The sequence below is a fragment of the Corynebacterium tuingiense genome (assembly GCF_046718165.1).
Classification (GTDB): domain Bacteria; phylum Actinomycetota; class Actinomycetes; order Mycobacteriales; family Mycobacteriaceae; genus Corynebacterium.
Genome location: NZ_CP177101.1, coordinates 1,260,312 through 1,280,226, shown reverse-complemented (window position 1 = coordinate 1,280,226; position 19,915 = coordinate 1,260,312). Strand labels below are relative to the sequence as shown.

Genomic DNA, 19,915 nt, shown 5'->3' with positions numbered 1-19,915 from the left:
AGCGACGAAGGCAGGTGCGGTTAGCGCTACTGCGAATTAGAACTCCGGATGGATTGCTCCACCAGATCGAGAACTCGATCTAGTCCATCCGTATCCCCCAAAGCTAGCCTATTAATAAACCCATCCATGAAGGTTTCCAAGTAGCTCACCAGGGTATCTATATCCACATCACTTCGCAGGCGGCCTTGCTCCGCGTTGGATGCGAGTCGGGCGCGGATAGCCTCGTCACGTATGGACTGGTGTTCTTTCCAGCGCGCGGCAAACGAGGGGTCAGTGCGCAGTAGGGAAGTAATCTCCAGACGTGTAGCAAGCCAATCGTGACGTTCTGGGTGACGCAACATTTCACGCATGACCTCGACGAGGCCATTATTAGCCACTACTTCTGCTTGGCGCGCGGCATCTTCGCGGGCTAAAGAAAGAAATAGAGATTCCTTGTCCCCAAAGTGGTGAAAAATGGCGCCGCGTGATTTCCCGGTGGCTTGTTCTAAGAGGCGAACCGTCGCACCCTCATAGCCATGTTCGGCAAAGCAACGCCGCGCCCCAACGAGAATTTCGTGCCGCCGCCGATTTAACTCAGATTCACTCACGATTGGCATGGTGAGGTCGTCTCCTTTTAGGAATGTTTAATGCTTCAAGTTAAGTATGTTCTGAAACGAACATACAACGATCATGAAAAACGCGGGGCCGCAGAGCCCTCTACGGGAGAGAGCAGTGCGACCCCGCGTCTTCAGCTCAGCGACGAGTACTAAACCCAAGGAGGTTTAGTACTTTGTCGTCGCACTAAGTGCTTAGTTCTTCACCATCTGGCGCAGCACGTACTGCAGGATACCGCCGTGGCGGAAGTACTCTGCTTCACCCGGGGTGTCGATACGTACGTTAGCGTCGAACTCGACAGTGTCGTCGGAGCCCTGCTTGGTAGCGGTGACGTGAACGGTCTTCGGGATGGAACCGTCATTGAACTCGGTGATGCCTTCGATATCGAAGGTCTCCGTACCGTCCAGACCCAAGGACTCGTGGGACTCGCCATCAGGGAACTGCAGTGGGATAACGCCCATACCGATGAGGTTCGAGCGGTGGATGCGCTCGAAGGACTCGGTGATGACTGCTTTTACACCCAGAAGGTTGGTGCCCTTTGCAGCCCAGTCACGGGAAGAACCGGTGCCGTATTCCTTACCAGCGATAACGACCAGTGGGATGCCGGCTTCCTTGTAGTTCTCGCATGCATCGTAGATGTATGCCTGCGGTGCGCCCTCTTGGGTGAAGTCGCGGGTGTATCCACCGGTCTCGTCCACCAGCTGGTTGGCCAGGCGGATGTTAGCGAAGGTACCGCGCATCATGACCTCGTGGTTACCGCGGCGGGAACCCAAGGAGTTGTAGTCAGAGCGGGAAACGCCGTTCTCGTCCAAGTACTGCGCGGCCGGGGTGCCCGGCTTGATGGCAGAAGCAGGGGAGATGTGGTCGGTGGTGACGGAATCGCCCAGCTTCGCAAGAACGCGAGCGCCCTTGATGTCCACAACTGGGTCCGGCTCGGTTGGCATGCCCTCGAAGTACGGAGCCTTGCGGATGTAGGTGGAGTCCTCATCCCACTCGAAGGTCTCGCCCTCTGGGACGTCCAGGTTGCGCCATGCGTCGTCGCCCTTGAATACGTCGGCGTAGTCAGCCTCGTACATCTCGCGGGAGATAGCGGACTGGATGGTGTCCTCGATCTCCTGCGGGGTAGGCCAGATGTCCTTCAAGAAGACATCGTTGCCGTCTTCGTCCTGGCCCAGCGGCTGGTTGTCGAAGTCGAAGTCCATGGTGCCGGCAATAGCGTAGGCAATAACCATGATTGGGGATGCCAAGTAGTTCATCTTGACGTCCGGGGAGATACGACCCTCGAAGTTGCGGTTACCGGACAGAACTGCGGTAGCTGCCAAGTCGTTCTCGTTGATGGCTGCAGAAACTTCCTCTGGCAGCGGGCCGGAGTTACCAATGCAGGTGGTGCAGCCGAAGCCGGACAGGTAGAAGCCCATAGCCTCGAGGTCCTTCCAGAGGTCTGCACGCTGGAAGTAGCCATCGACAACCTGGGAACCAGGTGCACAAATGGTCTTGACCCATGGCTTGGAGCGCAGGCCCTTTTCAGCGGCCTTACGCGCAATCAGACCAGCACCCACCATGACGGATGGGTTGGAGGTGTTGGTGCAGGAGGTGATGGAGGCGATTGCCACCATGCCGTGGTCAAGGGTGTACTCGCCGCCGTTGTCAGGTTCGACGGTGATCGGGTTGGAGTGGCGTCCCTTGGCGCCAATGGCGGCGGATTCGCCGTGGCCCTCGCGCGACTTGTTCAAGCCACCGGTGACGTCCTCATCGCCAAGCGCGCCGCCTTCACCGGACATGCGCTTAGCCTCAACGGAGGAGTCATCCACGCATACTTCGTCGGTGGTGTAGTTGGACAGATCCTTACGGAACTGCTCCTTGGCCTCCGAAAGAAGGATGCGGTCCTGCGGGCGCTTCGGGCCGGCAATGGACGGCTCAACGGTGGACAGGTCGAGTTCGATGTACTCGGAGTACTCCGGTTCCGGAGTGTCCTCTGCCAGCCACATGCCCTGGGCCTTGGCGTACTGCTCGACGCGGTCGATCTGCTCTTGCGGGCGACCGGTGAGCTCGAGGTACTTGGTGGTCTCTTCGTCGATGGGGAAGATGGCCGCGGTGGAACCGAACTCTGGCGACATGTTGCCGATGGTGGCGCGGTTAGCCAGCGGGACGGACTTGACGCCGTTGCCGTAGAACTCTACGAACTTCTGGACAACGCCGTGCTCACGCAGCATCTCCGTAATGGTCAAGACGACGTCGGTTGCGGTAACGCCGGTCGGGATTTCGCCGGTGAGCTTGAAGCCGACGACCTTCGGGATGAGCATCGATACCGGCTGGCCAAGCATGGCAGCCTCTGCCTCGATGCCGCCAACACCCCAGCCCAGGATGCCCAGGCCGTTTTCCATGGTGGTGTGGGAGTCGGTACCGATACAGGTATCCGGGTATGCCAAGCCCTCGTTGTCAAAGACAACGCGGGACAGGTACTCAATGTTGACCTGGTGGACAATACCGGTTCCCGGAGGAACAACGCGGAAGTTGGAGAAGTTCTCAGCACCCCAACGCAGGAACTGGTAGCGCTCTTCGTTGCGCTGGTACTCGATTTCAACGTTCTTCTCAAGAGCGTCGGTGGAGCCAAAGGCCTCAACGATGACGGAGTGGTCAATAACCATCTCGGCCGGGTTTAGCGGGTTAACCTGGTCTGGCGTACCGCCAAGAGCGGAAACGGCCTCACGCATGGTTGCGAGGTCGACGACACAGGGAACACCGGTGAAGTCCTGCATGAGGACGCGGGCTGGGGTGAACTGGATTTCAGTATCCGGTTCGGACTTTGGGTCCCAATTGGCGAGGGCCTTGATGTGGTCCTCGTTTACATTCTTGCCGTCCTCATTGCGCAGCAGGTTTTCTGCCAGCACCTTGAGGGAGTACGGCAACTTCTCCATGCCAGGAACCGTGTTGATGTCAAAGTAGTCGTAAGACTTACCGTTGACATCAAGGGTCTTCTTGGCGTCGAAGGAGTTCAAGCTTTCAGTCACAGGGAGCTCCATTCCTTGTTGATAAACAGTCTGTTCTGTTTTGTACTCGCCGCCTACTGGAGTTGCGGGATAAGCAAAAGGTGCGCGACCACATAGTGGTCGAGACGAAGCCATGGGGCCCGCAGTGCCAAAGACGGCAAAGAACGCGATGGTTCACCTATTTATTGTAGAGGCAAAAACCTTCCGTTGCTTCAATTGTAACGGGACAAGCGTTCTGTTTAAAGCTTTTAGTCGCACTCGGCGCGTTTACTGTGTGGGCGGCGGCGGTAACCATTATCTTTAATGAAGAACGACTGAGGAATATGCGCAGTGCATAACCCCCGATCTCGGGTGCACGAGCCTCCGTAACAGGGAAATAGAGGGAAGAGGATTGGATGGTTCCGGGTGATGTGGACGTCCCGCGGCTGGCTCAGCAGCTCAAGCAGGATGGCGTGGCTTATTCCGCACCCTCCCTGGAATCGGATACTCAGCTGAACGCACACGTCGCAGAGCAACTGCGTGAGGGTGACGGGGTTGCCGTGGTCGATGTCTTTGTCTCCAAGGCCGCCGACGCGCGCGACATTGCACAAGAGCTCCATGATGCTACCGATCTGCACACTGTCATCGTGCAGACCCCGCGCCATGTCTCCTCGGTTAGCGAGAACTATAGCCGTGCGGATATTGAATCTTCCCAGGCGCAATTAAAACCGGGACTTAACCAAGTCGATCTTGTGCAGCAGTACTATGCAGGGCTTGAGCAAAGCAGCTTTCCGATGATCGCAGTCGTCGCCGTCGTCGCCATACTCGCCCTACTTTTCGGCGGTTTAAGTTATTGGCGTGCCTCCCTTCACCGCGAACTTCGGGGATAAGTAGCTGCCATTCAGGAGGGCGCGGGTCCGGGGGGGGTGGACGTATCAAGGCGTCCAAACGTATCCAACTTCTAGCTATGTTTGTTCGAAAAAGTAGAAGAAAAATTCCATTTTTTCAGCGCTCGGCGCGCCCCAGAACCATCCGCCGAATCGAGCTAAATTTTGCGGCCGCATGAGCGTCGTGGCGTACCACACCGAAGGGACTCGCGGTGCCCACCCTGAGATTTATAGAAAATGATGTTCAGGAATTGGCGTGATTCATCAGCCTCCTTACGGGCACCCCTCGGGCGACTCCGGGTCGCTGCGGATGAAGAAAACTGTGGTTGCCTAAAAGGTCAGGGGAGCGGGGGAGGGGTCAAAGTAAAGGCTTAGTGGTTGACTTGAGTTGGGGGAGTGGTTCTAGAGCTGTGAAATGGTTCCGAATTGGCTACAGCTCGGGGCGCAAGGCCCTCGAAATACGAAAACCAAAGTGATGAACATCACAATAACGGGATGGTAACAAAATTATTGCAGGTTAGGTACGACTGTTGCGTCATGTGGTTTAACTTGACTCCACGTAATTAAGTGGAATGTGTGCGAAAAGGGCGTGTCGTGACGTATGGTTCGAGTGTCGACTCAAGGGACATGAATATCTTCTTGAGTTCATGGGCTTAGCCTTGACGGTCAATTGAAGATTCGCACGGGTATGTGGGGAAGCAGGCCTCGCGGGAATCGAGGAATTGGCGGTTCTTGGAAGTCAATGAACCACGGAGCGAACTCTCGAACGGGAGAGTAGAAAATCTTTCACTTGAGCGATGACAATGTTCGAAAAATAAACATCAACCCACCTTCCTTAAAAGTGGTGAGACGAGTTCGCTAGAGCTCCGTTGTGTGGGTATGCGGGTGTTGTTCTTTGTCGAGCCCTTCGATATTGGATTCCCGGAGAAGCGGAATCCAGGCACGAGGTTCGCGAGGAGCGCAGTCGGGTACGTGCAGAATGGGAGAATGAGGGAACCGGAATCACACTAGGGCCAGCATCGTGTGGCCTGTTCATGGTTTGTGGCCGCTTGCCCTCGCACGGAAGAGTACGCGAATAAAGCTGTACATCCACTGCGCCGCGGCGAGTTGCGCCAAGGATCATAGGGCAGTTCTCACTGTGCCAAGCGCAGCGTGCGAAGGGGCTTGGACTCTTTTAGCAACCCAAATTCACCGCACGCCACAACTGGAGCTCTATGAAGATGCGCCAATCCTAGATTGGAACTGCAATGGGAGAGTAGTAGATGCTCCCTGCAGCGCTAGAGCGCTCACGCTCACAGTAAACCGCGTAGGACACGTGGAGAAAGTGCACCATACATGTCGCTGGTATGGGGAAATAGTAGCGATTGTTGGGCATTGAGTCGTGAGGCTACTGAGCTCAAGAATCAGTGCATAGAGCTTTAATAGACGTGCGCAATCCCTAGGTGAAGTCTCTACTTTTCGGGCTCATGTGCCGCTTACCTCCTGGAGCTAAGGGCTGCCAGGGCGATAACGCATACCCATAAGCCTTTGGGTGTGCAGCTATTGGATTCGGAATATCGCAACGAAGACTCCGGGCTTGCTGCTGTGCGAAAATGCGCAAGCTTCAGTGTCTCGGGCATTCCTATGCCCAAGTGCGGTTCATGGTGTCCCAATCTTTAACAGGAAGGTGGTCCAAACAAGGAGAATTCCAGTGGCCACCATTCGTCTACCGCGCATCCGACATGTTCGCGCAACTATAGCTGCAGTCGCAGGTGCCGCAGCGCTATCGCCCCTTACGTCCATCGCTCCCGCAGGAGCAGATGAGCACCCCGATCCCGCCCAAGCCGGCGCGGTTGAAGAAGTTCCAAGCGCCGGTGCAGATGACTCCATTGCCCGCGCTGTATCAAACGTTGATGCTCAGCAGCGGGACGTAGATCAGCTGCGGCAGCTGCTCGACCAGGCGGAGGAGCAAGCGGCGGCCGCGACAGAGCGCATCGCCCAGCTTTCGGCCGATCCTGAGCTTGCGGACGATGCGGCAGAGCTTGACCAAGCTTATGCCGATAAGCGCGCAGCCGAATCGGCAATGGTAGAGCACCGCCGTAACTTGGCCCAGCGGGAAGCTCAAATGAATGCCACCCGTAACTTCGCCGAGGCGTCTTTTGCTCACCAGCAGCAGGCGGTGGAGGTATCCCAACAAGGCGACCTTCCAAAGGTGCAAAATCAAGATAATAACCTTGATTTTAAGGTAAATGGCGATGCGTTTGCCGATGCTCCCGTCAAGTCGAAAGACTTGAATAAAGACAAGGCTCAAAACTTTACCGACGAAATCGTTCCCGACGAGACTCCGCTACCTGAGGCGACTAATAACGACGTCGGTTCGGACGAGCAGGCGGATCCGGCGCCCCCGAAGGCGGAGTTCGGCACTGCGCTTAACCAGGGGGCAACCCCGTCCTTTAACACGGTGGACTTTGGCACCGGATCCTCGGCATCGGACGTTATGGACGTCGCCGGGGAGCTCGCCGCATCCGTCGACCAAGACGATGTGCGAGCACTGATGGAGGGATCTGCAGACTTGTTGGGGATTGGCAGCCCGAATACGGCGCCATCGGCAAGCACTGATCCTTCCGCCACCGGTCAAGGGTCCGGAGCGCCATCCACCCCTGCTCCGGGCAATAGCAGCCAGATTGAGGCTGTGATCGCTCGCGCAGAATCTGTCATCGGCACCCCATACGTGTGGGGCGGTGGCGACAACAATGGTCCAACTGGCGGCCTCCGGGACGGCGGCATCGCCGATAGCTTTGGCGACTACGGCCGGAGCGGTTTTGATTGCTCTGGATTGACTAAGTACGCGTTCGCCGCAGCGGGCCTGGACCTTCCGCACTACACCGGCGCGCAGTACCAGATGGGCAATAAGGTTTCGCGCGACAATTTGCAGCGCGGCGATCTCATCTTCTACGGCGCTGGCGGTAGCCAGCACGTTGCGATCTACTTGGGCAATGACCAAATGATTGAGGCCCCGCAGTCTGGGCAGAACGTACAGGTCTCCCCTGTGCGCTGGGCTGGTGCGACCCCGGATGTTGTGCGCCTTCTCTAATTCTTAGCCTTGTGGTTGCTACTATTTAGGGCATGATTGACGCACAGCATCCTGCCCAAAAAATCGACGCCCTCCTCGTTCTTTCTTTCGGTGGCCCGGAAGGAAACGAGGAGGTCGTTCCGTTTTTAGAGAACGTTACGCGGGGCCGCGGAATTCCGCGCGAGCGCTTAGAAGTAGTGGGCGAGCATTATTACCACTTTGACGGAGTAAGCCCGATCAACGGCCTGAACCGGGAAATTATCCATAACGTCGAAGGCGAGCTGAAAAACCGCGGACATAATCTACCGGTTTATTTTGGCAATCGAAACTGGCACCCCTTTGCCACAGCTACCGCAGAGAAAATGGCGGAAGAGGGGATCCGCTCGGTGGCCGTCTTCGCCACCTCCGCTTGGGGCGGCTACTCGGCGTGCAGGCAATACGATGAAGACATTGCTGCGATGCGGCAACACCTTGCAGATAAGGGTCTGGCAGAAATCGAGTTCACCAAGATTCGACAATTTTATGATCACCCCAAGTTCATCGTGGAGATGGCCGATGCTGTCACCGAGGCTTGGCAGCGTATCCCCGCTGAGAAGATGGACAGCGCGCGCATGCTGTTTACAGCGCACTCCGTGCCGAATGCACACGATAATGTCGGTGGCGCCGATGGGGACAAGAACCTCTACTCCCGGCAAGTAGCCGAAGCCTCCCGATTGGTGGCCGAGCGCGCCGGAATCTCGGATTATGACCTGGTTTGGCAATCGCGTTCCGGCAACCCGAAGACGCCGTGGCTGGAACCAGACATCGTGGACCACACCACCGCAATTCATGACCGCGACGGGGTAGACGCCGTCGTTGTATGCCCCATCGGTTTTATCTCCGATCACATGGAGGTCATCTGGGACTTGGATTCTGAGCTGCAAGCCGCTGCCGATGAAATGGGCGTACAGGTCGAACGCGCCCGTACCGCTGGCCCCTCCCAGCGTTTTGCCGGCATGATCGTGGATCTGGTGGAAGAACTCGAACAAGGGCAACCGTGGGAGGCCAGCGGGAATGTCACCGTCCAGGGGTGTACCACCAACGGCGCGCCCTGCGCTGCCGGCTGCTGCGATATCCGCGCTCACTAAGGAGCCGGCGAGCCCCGCTCTAGCGGGCGAATTCCGCTGCAGAATAAGCCACTCCCGTCATTCGCGCCTGCCGGATATGGCGCCATAAGCGGAGAAGCTCCGGATCGAGGCTGTGATCGTTGATCCTATCCGTGACGGTTTCGATGATCGCGGCAACGCGGTCCGCGCGCGCAAAGAGCTTTGCAGCCCGTGGCGGGGTGGCCGGTGGCAGGCCGGGCGTGTCATAGAAATCGCTCAAGGTACCCACCGTGAGCCGGGGATTATTAAGAGCGGTGGACTGGTAGCCGGTGGCCGTAATGAGATCGGCGGATTCATCCGTTGCCTTAGTCAACAATGCGTCCGCCTCGCCGGGGCTCAGCCAGGCCGGCGAGGGCAGCGGCTGGTCCTCGCGGATCACCTGCCATGCCGTGTGGGCTCGACGGGGATGGGGGATGAGAACGAGCGAGACTTCCGGATCATTGGTGCGCACCACAATGGCGCCCGCTGAACTTTGCGCGGCCGCACGGGCAGACTCTGAGCCCGCGGGAAGCGCCGGCGCTTCACCCGGGCCGGATAAAATAAGCCGGAGGAGAGGCTCCCCGCCCGCGCCTGGCTGAGAGGTGAGCTCCTTCGTTTCGGCGCGCAGAAGGGCGAGCAAGTCGATGAAGGGGGATTCATCGAAGCATTCGGGGCGCCCGCCCAGCTCTGTCAGGGCATCGAGCAGCTCATCTGTTGTCTCATGTCCCCACAACCACGCAGCGAGCCAGATGGCGGAGTTTTGGAGAGGGGACCACACTTCGGCGCGCATATCCATGGCGAGCAAGTGTAGTAGATAGACTATCGGGCCATGAGTTTAGATCCTTATGGCGGAGATATTTTTGCTGGGCACCGGCGCAGCAAGCCCACCCAGTATCCAGAAGTGCCGGCAGAGCCGGGCATGGTGGTGGAAGTGCGCGGTGATGATTTCGTGGGCGCCGTTTTAGGCGTGGATAAGACCGTCTTTGGTGAGGTCGTGCGGCTAGAAGACCGCCACGGTGTCGAGCGAGTATTTAACCTCATCAAGGGCGGATTCTTAGTAGAAGGCCAGCCGGTGACGCTCACTCGGTATGTGCCCAAGCAAGTACCCCGCAAATCGAATTCGGGCTCTAGGCGGGTAGAAAACGTGGAAGCCAAGGTGGCAGCGCCATCGCGCATTTGGGTCGAAGGCGTCCACGATGCCGCCATCGTGGAAAAGGTGTGGGGGCACGATCTGCGCGTCGAAGGCGTGGTTGTGGAATACCTAGAAGGCTTGGACAACCTCGAAGAAAGGCTCGCCGAATTTCAGCCTGGCCCCGGCCGCCGGGTCGGCGTGCTCGCGGACCACTTGGTCAAAGGGTCGAAAGAAACTCGAATGACTGAGTCAGTGGGGGAGCACGTTCTAGTCACAGGCCATCCCTTTGTGGATATTTGGGCGGCAGTAAAACCACAACGTGTAGGCCTGCAAGCATGGCCGAAGGTACCGCGCGGTGAAGACTGGAAGACCGGAATCTGCCGCCGCGTGGGGTGGTCCGATCCCTCCGATGGGTGGCGCCACGTTTATAACGCGGTCCATTCTTTCCGGGATTTGGACTCGAGCCTTATCGGGGCGGTCGAGCGGCTGGTGGATTTTGTGACCACGCCGGAGCTGCACAAATCAGACCTTGTCTAAGCCGCCGCGGGCCGAGTTTTCTGGGCCTAGGCTAGATTGGCGCGTTCAATGAGGTTGACCGCTAATTGCCACCCGGCCATCTCGGCGCTCCAGCCCGCAGCCTGTAGCCTTTGGGACATCGCCTGCTTGGAAATTCCCAATTCTTCCGCGGCCTCATTTTGATTGAGCCCCGCCCGTACGAGCGAGGTCGCCTCGCGGCCCTCGATGGTGCGCTTATTCAGCACGTATCCAATAAGCGCGAAGGCGGCGGCGATATCGCTTGCCTCCGCGGAACGCCCGCGCTTATTGAGTTTGGTGTAGACCTGCCCCATGCGGGCGGAATTTTTCAGCGCCGCGGTGGCCACGTGGCGCGCGCTGTCCTCGTCTGCCTGGTTGCCGGGGCTGATGCCGATGCCGATGGCCCAGTCGCCATCGGCAAGCAAGGCCATGACGACCTCACACACTGCGGTGGCGGAATCGACCACGGCGCAAATATCCTCCACGCCAAGGACGTGAAACTCGCCGACGCCCTCGAGGGTGGATAGCGCGGCCGCCGAGCGCTGTACGAGCTCAGCGCGGCGCACGGAACGCCCACGGTAGCGGGCATGGACAGCGAGCACGAGGATCCTCCTTTATCGCGAGCAGTTCGTTACAGTCTACCGCTTAACCTTGACTGGACGGGAGTCGGCAGGCGGGAATCGAGTACAAGCCCGCCGATGCCGGCGAGGGCAAAGACGATAAAAGCAGCGATGATCCCAGGGCTGGCCGTGCCCGTAAGCGCATCGCCGAAAAAGACGCCGATGATCGTAGTGGGAATCGAGCCCACCAACGTAGCGACCGTAAAGTGCGAAACGCTGATGGGGGTAAGCGCAGCGACGTAGTTGAGGAGGCTGAAGGGCACCCCCGCGACCATGCGCAGGGAAGCGATGGCCAGCCAACCGCGCCGCTCCAGGTGGGCATTGATGGTATAAACCGCGGGGTGGGCAAGGTGTGGCCTAATCCAGTCTCCGAGCAGTCTGCGCACAATCAGCAGCGATATTACGGCCGATATTGTGAGCGCGAATAGTGAGATGGCAAGACCCTGCCAGGGGCCGAAAAGGATGCCAGCTGCAACCGTCCAGATGGTCCGAGGCAGGGGAAATTGCGTAAATATGACATAACCTAGCGTGAAGGCGACCGGAAACCACGCACCAAGGTGGGCAGCGGCCGTCCGCATCTGGGAGAGATCGGGAATGTCGAGCCAGATAAAGAGCGCAACTCCAGCAAGCGCGAGCGCGATGATAAGCGCCCAGCGTCGCGGTGACCACGCGCGAATTGAGCCCCACGCAGAGTGGGCGAGTTGAGCGCAGAAGCTGCCAAAGCTGCGTATCCAATCCCGGAAAGTGGTCATGCGTTCGTATCGTAGTCGGCGCGGCCGTGCTTTTAGAAAAGAGCAGTACTTATAGAAAAATCTCGAGGCACCGTAGGAACGATGTCTCGAGACTTCACAGTGTGCCCGGAGGGGGACTTGAACCCCCACGTCCGTTAATAGGACACTAGCACCTCAAGCTAGCGCGTCTGCCATTCCGCCACCCGGGCAGGGTGTTTGCAACCTCTCGGTTGGGCACCCCGAAACTTTATCGTGTTCGGCCTTTGGAATACAAATCGCCAGGTAAAAGCTCATAAACCAGGCGATCACAAGGCGGGTAAATACATCCTTGTAACTTGGGCGGCCGCAGCGCCTAGGTAGGAGCACGGTCTGACACCAGCCACACGGTGGTGGGGTGAGTGGAAGGGCATCGACAAGCGCGTGTGATCTGCGGTACAAAGGGGTACATGACTTCTTATGCAGATGACACTCGATTCCCCGGACCTGACCCCTACGCCCCGCTGCGCGATCTCCCCAGCTTCGGGCTGTCTTCTACCGACTTGGTAGAAGGCGATGAGATCCCAGAAAAGCACCGCGCGCCGGAAAGCGTGTCCCCACAGCTGGCATGGTCCGGGCTGCCGGAGGGAACCAAGTCTTTGGCGGTAACCTGCTTTGACCCGGACGCACCGACCGCTTCCGGTTTCTGGCACTGGGCCGCTTTTAATATCCCCACCGATGTCTCCGAGCTGCCCACCAACGCCGGTGCGGCAGAGGACCTTGGCATCGACGGTGTTATCAGCCTGCGCAATGACTCCGGCAACCGCACCCACTTTGGTGCCAACCCGCCGGCCGGCCACGCGCCGCACCGCTACCTCTACGCGGTCCACGCCGTAGACGTAGAAACCCTCGATATCGATCCGGATTCTTCCCCGACCGTCCTCGGCTTCAACTTGCACTTCCACGCACTGGGCCGGGCAATCCTCTGGGGTTGGTACGAGGCCAAGTAATGGCGAGTTCCGCTCCTAAAAATCCAGTGACCCCACCCGCAGCGCTGCGGGTGGGCGGCGCTTTTTTGGTCGTCGCTTTCGTGCTGGTCCTCTTTGCCCTGATTTCCGTCTTTAGCGATGGATGGGGCGCACCGTTTGTGTGGACCTACAGCAACCTCGCGATCATTATCGCGGCGGTGATGGTGGGTGCCTTCAGTACGATGAGCAAGGAACATGCCGGAAGCCGCGCGCAGATCATCGCCCTAGCGGTTGCGGTGGCCTTGATTATTGCTAGCCGCTTTCTGCCGCAGCACGATCTTTTGATTCAGCAGCAGTATTGGCTGCTCTTTTATGCCGGCATGTCCGCCATCTGCGCGTTGATCTTGCGGCGCAGCGTCATGGCGACCTCCTAAGCGGGCCTATAAATAAGCAATGCCACGTGTAGAAACACGTGGCATTTTCTTTATCTAATGAGCTGCTAGTTTATTGCCGTCCACGGCAGGTTGGAGCCTACTGCCTCAGAGATATTGCTTAGGCCGTGGGCGCGAATCTGCTTGGCGATTCCCCTGTGAATGTCCCGAATCCAGTCCGGCCCGCCGTAGATGAGCCCGGTATAGCCCTGGAGGAGGCTGGCACCGGCGGCAATCCGCTCCCACGCCTGTTCTGGGGTCGTAATGCCACCGACGGAAATAAGGACAAGCTGCGAGCCCACGCGCGCGTTAAGGCGGCGGAGTACCTCTAAGGAGCGCTCGGCCACCGGTGGGCCGGAAATGCCACCGGCACCAAGGGCTTCTACCTCCGCGCGGGGAGTGTTAAGCCCCTCGCGGGAGATGGTGGTATTGGTGGCGACGATGCCGGCAAGGCCCAGTTCGACTGCGAGATCGGCGACGGCATCGACATCGGCATCCGAAAGGTCCGGCGCGATTTTGACCATGACGGGGACATCGGTGGATTCTTGCACGGCGCGCAGGATGGGGCGCAGCGATTCGACCGCCTGCAGGTCACGCAACCCCGGAGTATTGGGGGAGGAGACATTAACCACCAGGTAGTCCGCCAGACCGCCTAAGACGGACGCGGAGCGGCGGTAATCATCCACGGCGCGTTCGGCCGGGGTGACCTTGGTTTTGCCGATATTAATCCCGATGACGTCGTTGTACCGGCGCTTGCGCAGGTTCTCTGCCACGGCGGCCGCACCCTCATTATTAAAACCCATCCGGTTTAAGATGGCGGCATCTTCTTTGAGGCGGAAGAGGCGGGGAGTCGGGTTTCCCGGCTGCGCCTGTGCCGTGACGGTGCCCAGTTCGGCGTAGCCGAAACCAAGGGGAGACCAGGCATCGGCGGCCGCGGCGTTCTTATCAAAACCGGCCGCAAGGCCGAGCGGGCGCGGGAAGGTAATCCCGCACACGTCTTGTTTCAAGACTGGATCGTTGACCGGCAGGACGCGGCCGAGCGCGCGATTGGCGGGACCTGCCGTGTGCAGGCCGTGCAGCCCAGAATTGATAATGCCGTGGATGCGCTCGGGGCTGAGGCGAAACATCCCGCGCAGCGCCAGCTGATAGGCGCCTTTGCGCAGCGAATCGAAGGTCGAAACCATGGATTAAGACTCCTTTGCCTTTGTCAGGTGTGGATCCGCCACGAACTGCAGCCCCTGGCCGGATGCGGAGGCAAGCACGATGGTGCCATTGGATAGGGCGGTTATATTTTGGGCATCGGCAAGCGTGGCAAAGTCACCGCGGGATTCGGGAACGCCTTTGTCAATGGAATAGGCGTGGGCGATGTTGTTATCGGTGGTGGTAACCCATGCGAGCCCGCGCGAATCATCCCAGGCCACCGCCCAGGGGGTGCCGTCTACCACGCCGTATTGGTGCAGGCGGATGACGTCATCGGAGGTATAGACCGCGATCCGGTCGCCCTCGGTATCGGAGGCGAGCACGACGCCGTTGTCACCTACCGCGATTTGGCCGACACCCTGGCCAGCGCGCAACCGCCCGCCGGCGCGATCGTTGGGCCAATCGATGTTTTGGATGGTGGAATCCGAACGTTGAATACGCACAATCCCGTCGTCGCCGTCCGCGTTGGGAACGGCGAGCATCTGGTCCGAGCCGGCCTCGACGGAGATTTCGCCGTCCCGCGTGCCATCCTTGTACCGGCCGACCACAGCGGAGTCGTCAGCGGTGACAAAGACCTCGCCGGTCGAAATCTGGGTAGCGGCGGTGACCTGGAAGTCCTCATCCATGTTGATTTCTTCCGGTGATTCCGGCGCTGAAAAATCGATGAGCAGGACCTTGTCCTGGCAAGCCAAGACGAATCCGGATTCAGAAGAGCTTAAATCGCCGCAGGTGGAATCGATATCGATGCTCTTAGCCTTCTTGGCGGCAAAGTCGTCCTGGCTGCCAATGTGCACCTGGTCCTCGGTGCGAACGGCGATCGTATCTTTCACCGCAGCCAGATCCGTAATGTCTTCATCGAAATCGATGACCGTGCCGGCAGGGTCGGTGTCACTGGGAGATGCGGCCGGGGTAGCGTTGCCCTTTACCGCGGTTTCGGGATCACCGCCTACGCCCACGGTGGAATCGCAGGCGGCCAGCGCAGCAGTGGAGAGTGCTAGCAAGCTGGATAGTACGAGTGTGGAGCGGGATCGTGATTTCACGGATACTTATCCTAACAGCGCGCGTTGCGATTTCCCGAAGCCGTGCGCGGCGGTAGTGTATGGCGGGTGATTTCTGATACCGCGACCGAAGCAGTTTCTTGGGCACAAGTTATCGTTTTATCCATTGTGCAGGGGCTTACGGAGTTTCTCCCGGTAAGCTCCTCGGGGCACCTGCGCATTGTTTCCGAGCTCTTTTGGGGCAAGGATGCCGGTGCTTCCTTTACGGCCGTCATCCAGCTCGGCACCGAGCTTGCCGTGCTGGTCTATTTTGCTCCAATGATTTGGCAAATCCTCTCCGGATGGCTGCGCGGATGGACCAACCCCGCCTCGCGCGGACAGGACTGGCGCATGGGCTGGATGGTCATCGCCGGATCCATTCCCATCGGCGTTATCGGGTTGGTTTTTGAAGATGCCATCCGCGGGGCGCTGCGCAACCTGTGGATCACCGCCGCGATGCTGATCCTTTTCTCCTTCGTCTTCATCGCCGCAGAGCGCGTGGGCTCCAAAAAGCGCGGTTATGACGAGCTCACGATGAAGGATGCCATCATCATGGGCTTGTGCCAGTGCTTGGCGCTGGTTCCTGGCGTTTCGCGTTCGGGCGGCACCATTTCCGGTGGTCTTTTCTTGGGCCTTGATCGCGAGGTGGCCACGCGCTTTAGCTTCCTCTTGGCCATTCCGGCAGTGCTGGCTTCGGGGCTTTTTTCGCTTCCCGATGCCTTCGCGCCAGAGGCCGGTCAAGCCGCTTCCGGTATGCAGCTGCTCGTCGGCACCGGCATTGCCTTTGCCTTGGGCTACGCGTCGATTGCCTGGTTGCTGAACTTCGTGGGCAACCACTCCTTTGCATGGTTTGCGGCCTACCGCATCCCAGTAGGCATCCTCGTGATGATTCTGCTGGCCTTGGGAGCCCTACAGCCCATTTAAAGCACCCCATAAGTTCGCGTTAGGATAGGTGCCATGCATTCTTGGCCAACACCTTCTTATAGTCGCGTCCCAGGCGATGCGGCGCAGCTCTATCTCTACGATTCCGCGAATCAAACCAAGGCCCCCGTGCAGGTAAAGGGGGATACCGCCACCATGTACGTGTGCGGCATTACCCCGTATGATTCGACCCACTTGGGCCACGCAGCCACCTATCTCACCTTCGATCTGATTTACCGGCAGTTCCTGGACGCTGGCAAGAAGGTCAATTACGCGCAAAATATCACCGACGTCGATGACCCACTCTTTGAGCGCGCGGAGCGCGACGGCGTTGATTGGCGCGAACTCGGCACCTCCCAGATCGACCTTTTCCGCTCCGATATGGAGCTTTTATCGGTCATCCCACCGCAGCACTTTATCGGCGCCATGGAAGCGGTCGATGAGATCGTGGACATGGTGCAAAAGCTGCTGGATAACGGCGCCGCTTACGTGGTCGATGACCCTGAGTACCCGGATGTATATGCCTCCATCGATGCCACCGAGGAATTTGGCTACGAATCCAACTACTCGATGGAACAGATGCAGGAATTTTTTGCCGAGCGCGGCGGCGACCCCGATCGCCCAGGCAAGAAGCACCCCATGGATGCCCTGATCTGGCGCGCCCACCGCGAAGGCGAACCGGCGTGGGAGTCTCCCTTCGGTCCAGGCCGCCCTGGCTGGCACATCGAGTGCTCTGCCATCGCCACCAACTACTTGGGTAGCACTTTTGATATCCAAGGCGGCGGCAGCGATCTAAAGTTCCCGCACCACGAATTTTCCGCCGCGCATGCAGAGGCCGCCTTGGGCGTAGACCGCATGGCGCAGTTCTATGTCCACACCGGAATGATTGGCCTCGACGGCGTGAAAATGTCCAAGTCCCTGGGCAACTTGGTCTTCGTACACAAGCTCGTGGAGCAGGGCGAAGATCCCTCCGCCATCCGCCTTGGCGTATTCTCCGGCCACTACCGCGCTGAGCGGGACTGGTCCGATGAGGTGCTCGACCAAGCCAAGACCCGCCTGGCCACGTGGCGCTTTGCCCTGGAAAGCCCTGGGTCCCTGTCGGCTGCGGAAGGTGCGGTAGCGGGGCTTCGCCTAGCGCTTGCCGATGACCTCGATACCCCCACCGCGCTGCGCGTCATCGACGATTGGGCAGGCAGTAACCGGGGTGAAGACGAGGAAGGTGCTGCGGAGTTAGTGCGTACAGCACTTAATTCGCTGCTCGGCGTGCAGGCCTAGCCAACTTAGGGCAATATCGACAGCATGAGCATTCGCGCAGATTTCCAACCCACCGTTGATGAGTTCATTGCTGATCTTAAGTCCTTCGCCACCGGCGATTACCTCAAGGACGAGGAAAAAGAATTCTGGGAGGCACCGTTTAACGCGGCGGTCCTACCAGAACTCAAAGGCCACCTCGAGCAGATGTTGGATGGGTTGGACGGGCTGCCGGACGATCCTGATGGCGGCCAGCTCGCCGCGGTGCTGAATAAGACCGTGCAAAAACTCGCCACCTTCAATCGCAAGCAACACGATGCGGTGGTGGAGCCGGAGGAAAAGGAAGAAATCGCCGAGCTGATGTACAACGCCTCCGCGGCTACCGGCGCCGATGATGAGGCGCTGTCACAGATCCCAGAGTTGGACTTCTAGGCCCCTTTACGGCGCCAGACCGCCGTGGGTAGATTCCTAAGGTGAAGTTGACCGATCACCGCGCAGCGCGAATATCCCCCTCGCTGAGCCTTAGTTCTATGCCGGAAAAGCCGGTGGAGTGTGTATGACCACAGTGAGTGATTCCCAGTCTTTGTCCCGTCCCGCGGCGATTTTCTGGGATATGGATGGCACCTTGACCAACTCGGAGCCCTTGTGGGGTGAGGCGACGTACTATCTTTCGGAAGTGCTGGGCAAGCGCCTGACAGCCAGACAACGCATGGATACGGTGGGGGCTACCTTTCCTACGACGCTGCGCATTTGCGCTGATAATGCGGGAGTTTCCTTGGGCGAAGGCGACGTCGAAGCCTATCGGCACAAGATGTTTGATTATGTGAAGACTCTTTTTGCTGGCCGCCTAGAAATCTTTCCCGGGATCCCTGAGCTTTTAACCTCGCTTCGCCAAGACGGCATGCCGATGATGGTCACGACGAACACGGATCGCGACGTCGCGGACGCTGCCATCGCGGTAATAGGCCGCGAGCATTTCGTGGACACTATTTGCGGCGATGAAGTTCCCACTGGCAAGCCCGCCCCGGACATGTACTTGGAAGCAGCCCGGCGCCTGCAGCTTGATCCAGCTCAGTGCCTTGTGTTTGAGGATTCCCCGGCAGGTATGCGCGCTGCCGTGGCCGCGGGATGCACCGTTATCGGTTTGCCCGAGGATGAAGGCGTGGAAGTGCCGGAGGGGGTAGTGGAGATTTCCCGGCTGCGCGATTCTCGCCACCTCGCAGGCGCGCGCCATGTAGATGTCTACGAGTGGTTCCGAGCTATCCAGGAAATGAAATAAAACCCTTCGCATTGACTGCTTACCTGTGGAACAATAGGTAGTTGTGAAGGATTTTGAGACACTTTTTGCTGAGCTACTACACAAAGCAGACCAGAAGCCAGAGGGCTCTGGGACCGTCCAGGCGCTGGAAGAAGGCGCCCATCATATTGGCAAAAAGATCATCGAAGAGGCGGGCGAAGTATGGATTGCCGCCGAATACCAGTCCGATGAGGAACTGGCGGAAGAAATGTCGCAGCTTATCTATTGGACGCAGGTCATGATGATCAAGCGCGGCCTGCGGCCTGAAGATATTTATAAATACCTATAACTTGTTGCCCACCTGCGGTGGAGCAGACTTCCTGGAGAACAGCATGATCAAAATTGCAGTACCAAATAAAGGTTCCCTATCAGAAGCGGCTTTAGAAATCCTTGGTGAGGCCGGTTATAAGGGGCGCGGCCACTCCAAAACGCTGAACGTGGTGGATTTGGACAATGGGGTGGAGTTTTTCTTCCTCCGCCCGAAGGATATCGCAATCTATGTCGCCCGCGGTGTGCTTGATCTGGGGATTACGGGGCGCGATTTAGCGCTCGATTCCAACGCCCAATTTAAAGAGGTCCTCTCACTTGGCTTCGGTGACTCAACATTCCGCTACGCCGCACCCCAAGGAGAGGGGTGGGATATCTCTCACCTGGAGGGCAAGCGTGTGGCAACGTCGTACCCGAATTTGGTCCGACAAGACTTGGCGGAGAAGGGGATTTCCGCCGATGTGATCCGCCTCGACGGCGCGGTGGAAATATCCATCCACTTAGGCGTAGCCGATGTTATTGCTGATGTCGTGTCAACTGGTACTACGCTGCGGCAGCAGGGTTTGGCGCCCTTTGGTGAGCCCATTGTGAGCTCGGAAGCTGTTGTCATTAAACGCCACGATGCAGAGGTGACGCCAGAAGAGCAGGTTGTATTGGGCCGCATCCAAGGTATTCTGCACGCCCGCACCTACCTCATGATCGATTACAACATTGCAGAAGAAAATCTAGATAAAGCAGCTGGTGTTACTCCGGGCCTGACTGGCCCAACGGTTTCACCGTTGGCGCGTCAAGACTGGGTGGCGGTGCGTGCGATGGTTCCGCAAAAAGAAGCCAACCAGATTATGGATCGACTTTCCCAACTCGGTGCGGAGGCAATTTTGGCTTCCGATCTCCGCATTGCCCGCTTTTAGGGGGAGTATTAAA

19 protein-coding genes and 1 tRNA gene are annotated in these 19,915 nt (G+C 58.5%); 12 read left to right on the top strand and 8 right to left on the bottom strand.

The annotated features are described in order from the left end of the window. Nucleotides 1-26: 26 nt before the first annotated feature. Nucleotides 27-596 carry a TetR/AcrR family transcriptional regulator gene (locus ACLI1T_RS06095; protein ID WP_411702190.1) on the bottom strand — a complete coding sequence of 190 codons (570 nt, stop codon included), beginning with the start codon at nt 594-596 and terminating at the stop codon, nt 27-29. Between the two features lie 192 nt (nt 597-788). Further along, the gene (gene can / locus ACLI1T_RS06090) at nt 789-3,605 is read right to left on the bottom strand and encodes an aconitate hydratase (RefSeq protein WP_411702189.1); all 2,817 of its coding nucleotides are present in this window, start codon (nt 3,603-3,605) and stop codon (nt 789-791) included. A gap of 374 nt (nt 3,606-3,979) precedes the next feature. Between can and ACLI1T_RS06085 the strand changes: the two genes are divergently transcribed. The 3 genes from ACLI1T_RS06085 to ACLI1T_RS06075 all read left to right on the top strand — a co-directional run bounded on the left by ACLI1T_RS06085 (nt 3,980) and on the right by ACLI1T_RS06075 (nt 8,629). After that, nucleotides 3,980-4,453, top strand: coding sequence for a DUF6676 family protein (locus ACLI1T_RS06085; protein WP_023022390.1), 474 nt, complete (start codon nt 3,980-3,982; stop codon nt 4,451-4,453). Nucleotides 4,454-6,140: 1,687 nt separating this feature from the next. Continuing rightward, nucleotides 6,141-7,523, top strand: a complete 1,383-nt coding sequence (locus ACLI1T_RS06080) for an NlpC/P60 family protein (RefSeq protein WP_411702188.1) — start codon at nt 6,141-6,143, stop codon at nt 7,521-7,523. 32 nt (nt 7,524-7,555) lie between these two features. After that, on the top strand, nt 7,556-8,629 hold the full coding sequence (locus tag ACLI1T_RS06075; RefSeq protein WP_411702187.1) for a ferrochelatase: 1,074 nt from the start codon (nt 7,556-7,558) through the stop codon (nt 8,627-8,629). 19 nt (nt 8,630-8,648) lie between these two features. Here ACLI1T_RS06075 and ACLI1T_RS06070 read toward each other — a convergent pair whose 3' ends face one another. Next, entirely contained in the window at nt 8,649-9,422 is a 774-nt protein-coding gene (locus ACLI1T_RS06070) for a hypothetical protein (protein WP_411702186.1), read from the bottom strand. Nucleotides 9,423-9,455: 33 nt separating this feature from the next. Between ACLI1T_RS06070 and ACLI1T_RS06065 the strand changes: the two genes are divergently transcribed. After that, nucleotides 9,456-10,295, top strand: coding sequence for a DUF3097 domain-containing protein (locus tag ACLI1T_RS06065; protein ID WP_411702185.1), 840 nt, complete (start codon nt 9,456-9,458; stop codon nt 10,293-10,295). 26 nt (nt 10,296-10,321) lie between these two features. On the opposite strand, the gene ACLI1T_RS06060 is transcribed toward ACLI1T_RS06065, so the two are convergent. The 3 genes from ACLI1T_RS06060 to ACLI1T_RS06050 form a co-directional block, all read right to left on the bottom strand. Next, a complete protein-coding gene (locus tag ACLI1T_RS06060) occupies nt 10,322-10,894 on the bottom strand; it encodes a hypothetical protein (RefSeq protein ID WP_005282991.1) in 573 nt (190 codons plus the stop codon). A gap of 29 nt (nt 10,895-10,923) precedes the next feature. Beyond that, nucleotides 10,924-11,664, bottom strand: coding sequence for a TVP38/TMEM64 family protein (locus ACLI1T_RS06055; RefSeq protein WP_411702184.1), 741 nt, complete (start codon nt 11,662-11,664; stop codon nt 10,924-10,926). A gap of 102 nt (nt 11,665-11,766) precedes the next feature. After that, nucleotides 11,767-11,852 (bottom strand) — tRNA-Leu (locus tag ACLI1T_RS06050). Nucleotides 11,853-12,089: 237 nt separating this feature from the next. On the opposite strand from ACLI1T_RS06050, the gene ACLI1T_RS06045 reads away from it, so the two are divergent. Together ACLI1T_RS06045 and ACLI1T_RS06040 are read left to right on the top strand one after the other, a co-directional pair. Beyond that, nucleotides 12,090-12,629: a YbhB/YbcL family Raf kinase inhibitor-like protein gene (locus ACLI1T_RS06045; RefSeq protein ID WP_023022376.1), complete on the top strand. Its 540-nt coding sequence runs from the start codon at nt 12,090-12,092 to the stop codon at nt 12,627-12,629. Next, nucleotides 12,629-13,021 carry a hypothetical protein gene (locus ACLI1T_RS06040; RefSeq protein ID WP_023022374.1) on the top strand — a complete coding sequence of 131 codons (393 nt, stop codon included), beginning with the start codon at nt 12,629-12,631 and terminating at the stop codon, nt 13,019-13,021. Before ACLI1T_RS06045 ends, ACLI1T_RS06040 begins: the two co-directional genes overlap by 1 nt. A gap of 65 nt (nt 13,022-13,086) precedes the next feature. Here the strand turns inward: ACLI1T_RS06040 and ACLI1T_RS06035 are convergent, their stop codons facing one another. Both ACLI1T_RS06035 and ACLI1T_RS06030 read right to left on the bottom strand, forming a co-directional pair. Further along, nucleotides 13,087-14,202, bottom strand: coding sequence for a quinone-dependent dihydroorotate dehydrogenase (locus ACLI1T_RS06035; protein ID WP_411702183.1), 1,116 nt, complete (start codon nt 14,200-14,202; stop codon nt 13,087-13,089). 3 nt (nt 14,203-14,205) lie between these two features. After that, entirely contained in the window at nt 14,206-15,258 is a 1,053-nt protein-coding gene (locus ACLI1T_RS06030) for a hypothetical protein (protein ID WP_411702182.1), read from the bottom strand. Nucleotides 15,259-15,324: 66 nt separating this feature from the next. On the opposite strand from ACLI1T_RS06030, the gene ACLI1T_RS06025 reads away from it, so the two are divergent. The 6 genes from ACLI1T_RS06025 to hisG all read left to right on the top strand — a co-directional run bounded on the left by ACLI1T_RS06025 (nt 15,325) and on the right by hisG (nt 19,902). Next, nucleotides 15,325-16,179: an undecaprenyl-diphosphate phosphatase gene (locus ACLI1T_RS06025; protein WP_411702181.1), complete on the top strand. Its 855-nt coding sequence runs from the start codon at nt 15,325-15,327 to the stop codon at nt 16,177-16,179. A gap of 33 nt (nt 16,180-16,212) precedes the next feature. Continuing rightward, on the top strand, nt 16,213-17,451 hold the full coding sequence (mshC, locus tag ACLI1T_RS06020) for a cysteine--1-D-myo-inosityl 2-amino-2-deoxy-alpha-D-glucopyranoside ligase (protein WP_411702180.1): 1,239 nt from the start codon (nt 16,213-16,215) through the stop codon (nt 17,449-17,451). A gap of 24 nt (nt 17,452-17,475) precedes the next feature. Beyond that, entirely contained in the window at nt 17,476-17,859 is a 384-nt protein-coding gene (locus ACLI1T_RS06015; protein ID WP_023022364.1) for a hypothetical protein, read from the top strand. Nucleotides 17,860-17,983: 124 nt separating this feature from the next. After that, on the top strand, nt 17,984-18,706 hold the full coding sequence (locus tag ACLI1T_RS06010; protein ID WP_023022362.1) for an HAD family hydrolase: 723 nt from the start codon (nt 17,984-17,986) through the stop codon (nt 18,704-18,706). 43 nt (nt 18,707-18,749) lie between these two features. Beyond that, complete coding sequence (locus tag ACLI1T_RS06005; protein WP_023022360.1) at nt 18,750-19,013, top strand: phosphoribosyl-ATP diphosphatase; 264 nt, start codon at nt 18,750-18,752, stop codon at nt 19,011-19,013. 43 nt (nt 19,014-19,056) lie between these two features. Beyond that, nucleotides 19,057-19,902 carry an ATP phosphoribosyltransferase gene (hisG, locus tag ACLI1T_RS06000; protein ID WP_023022358.1) on the top strand — a complete coding sequence of 282 codons (846 nt, stop codon included), beginning with the start codon at nt 19,057-19,059 and terminating at the stop codon, nt 19,900-19,902. The last annotated feature ends 13 nt before the right edge of the window (nt 19,903-19,915 follow it).

Excerpts from the sequence above, each read along its gene's own strand:
- ACLI1T_RS06095 (WP_411702190.1), bottom strand. The coding sequence starts at position 596 with ATGCCAATCGTGAGTGAATCTGAGTTAAATCGGCGGCGGCACGAAATT.
- ACLI1T_RS06085 (WP_023022390.1), top strand. The coding sequence starts at position 3,980 with ATGGTTCCGGGTGATGTGGACGTCCCGCGGCTGGCTCAGCAGCTCAAG.
- ACLI1T_RS06075 (WP_411702187.1), top strand. The coding sequence starts at position 7,556 with ATGATTGACGCACAGCATCCTGCCCAAAAAATCGACGCCCTCCTCGTT.
- ACLI1T_RS06070 (WP_411702186.1), bottom strand. The coding sequence starts at position 9,422 with ATGGATATGCGCGCCGAAGTGTGGTCCCCTCTCCAAAACTCCGCCATC.
- ACLI1T_RS06065 (WP_411702185.1), top strand. The coding sequence starts at position 9,456 with ATGAGTTTAGATCCTTATGGCGGAGATATTTTTGCTGGGCACCGGCGC.
- ACLI1T_RS06055 (WP_411702184.1), bottom strand. The coding sequence starts at position 11,664 with ATGACCACTTTCCGGGATTGGATACGCAGCTTTGGCAGCTTCTGCGCT.
- ACLI1T_RS06045 (WP_023022376.1), top strand. The coding sequence starts at position 12,090 with ATGACTTCTTATGCAGATGACACTCGATTCCCCGGACCTGACCCCTAC.
- ACLI1T_RS06040 (WP_023022374.1), top strand. The coding sequence starts at position 12,629 with ATGGCGAGTTCCGCTCCTAAAAATCCAGTGACCCCACCCGCAGCGCTG.
- ACLI1T_RS06035 (WP_411702183.1), bottom strand. The coding sequence starts at position 14,202 with ATGGTTTCGACCTTCGATTCGCTGCGCAAAGGCGCCTATCAGCTGGCG.
- mshC (WP_411702180.1), top strand. The coding sequence starts at position 16,213 with ATGCATTCTTGGCCAACACCTTCTTATAGTCGCGTCCCAGGCGATGCG.
- ACLI1T_RS06015 (WP_023022364.1), top strand. The coding sequence starts at position 17,476 with ATGAGCATTCGCGCAGATTTCCAACCCACCGTTGATGAGTTCATTGCT.
- ACLI1T_RS06010 (WP_023022362.1), top strand. The coding sequence starts at position 17,984 with ATGACCACAGTGAGTGATTCCCAGTCTTTGTCCCGTCCCGCGGCGATT.
- hisG (WP_023022358.1), top strand. The coding sequence starts at position 19,057 with ATGATCAAAATTGCAGTACCAAATAAAGGTTCCCTATCAGAAGCGGCT.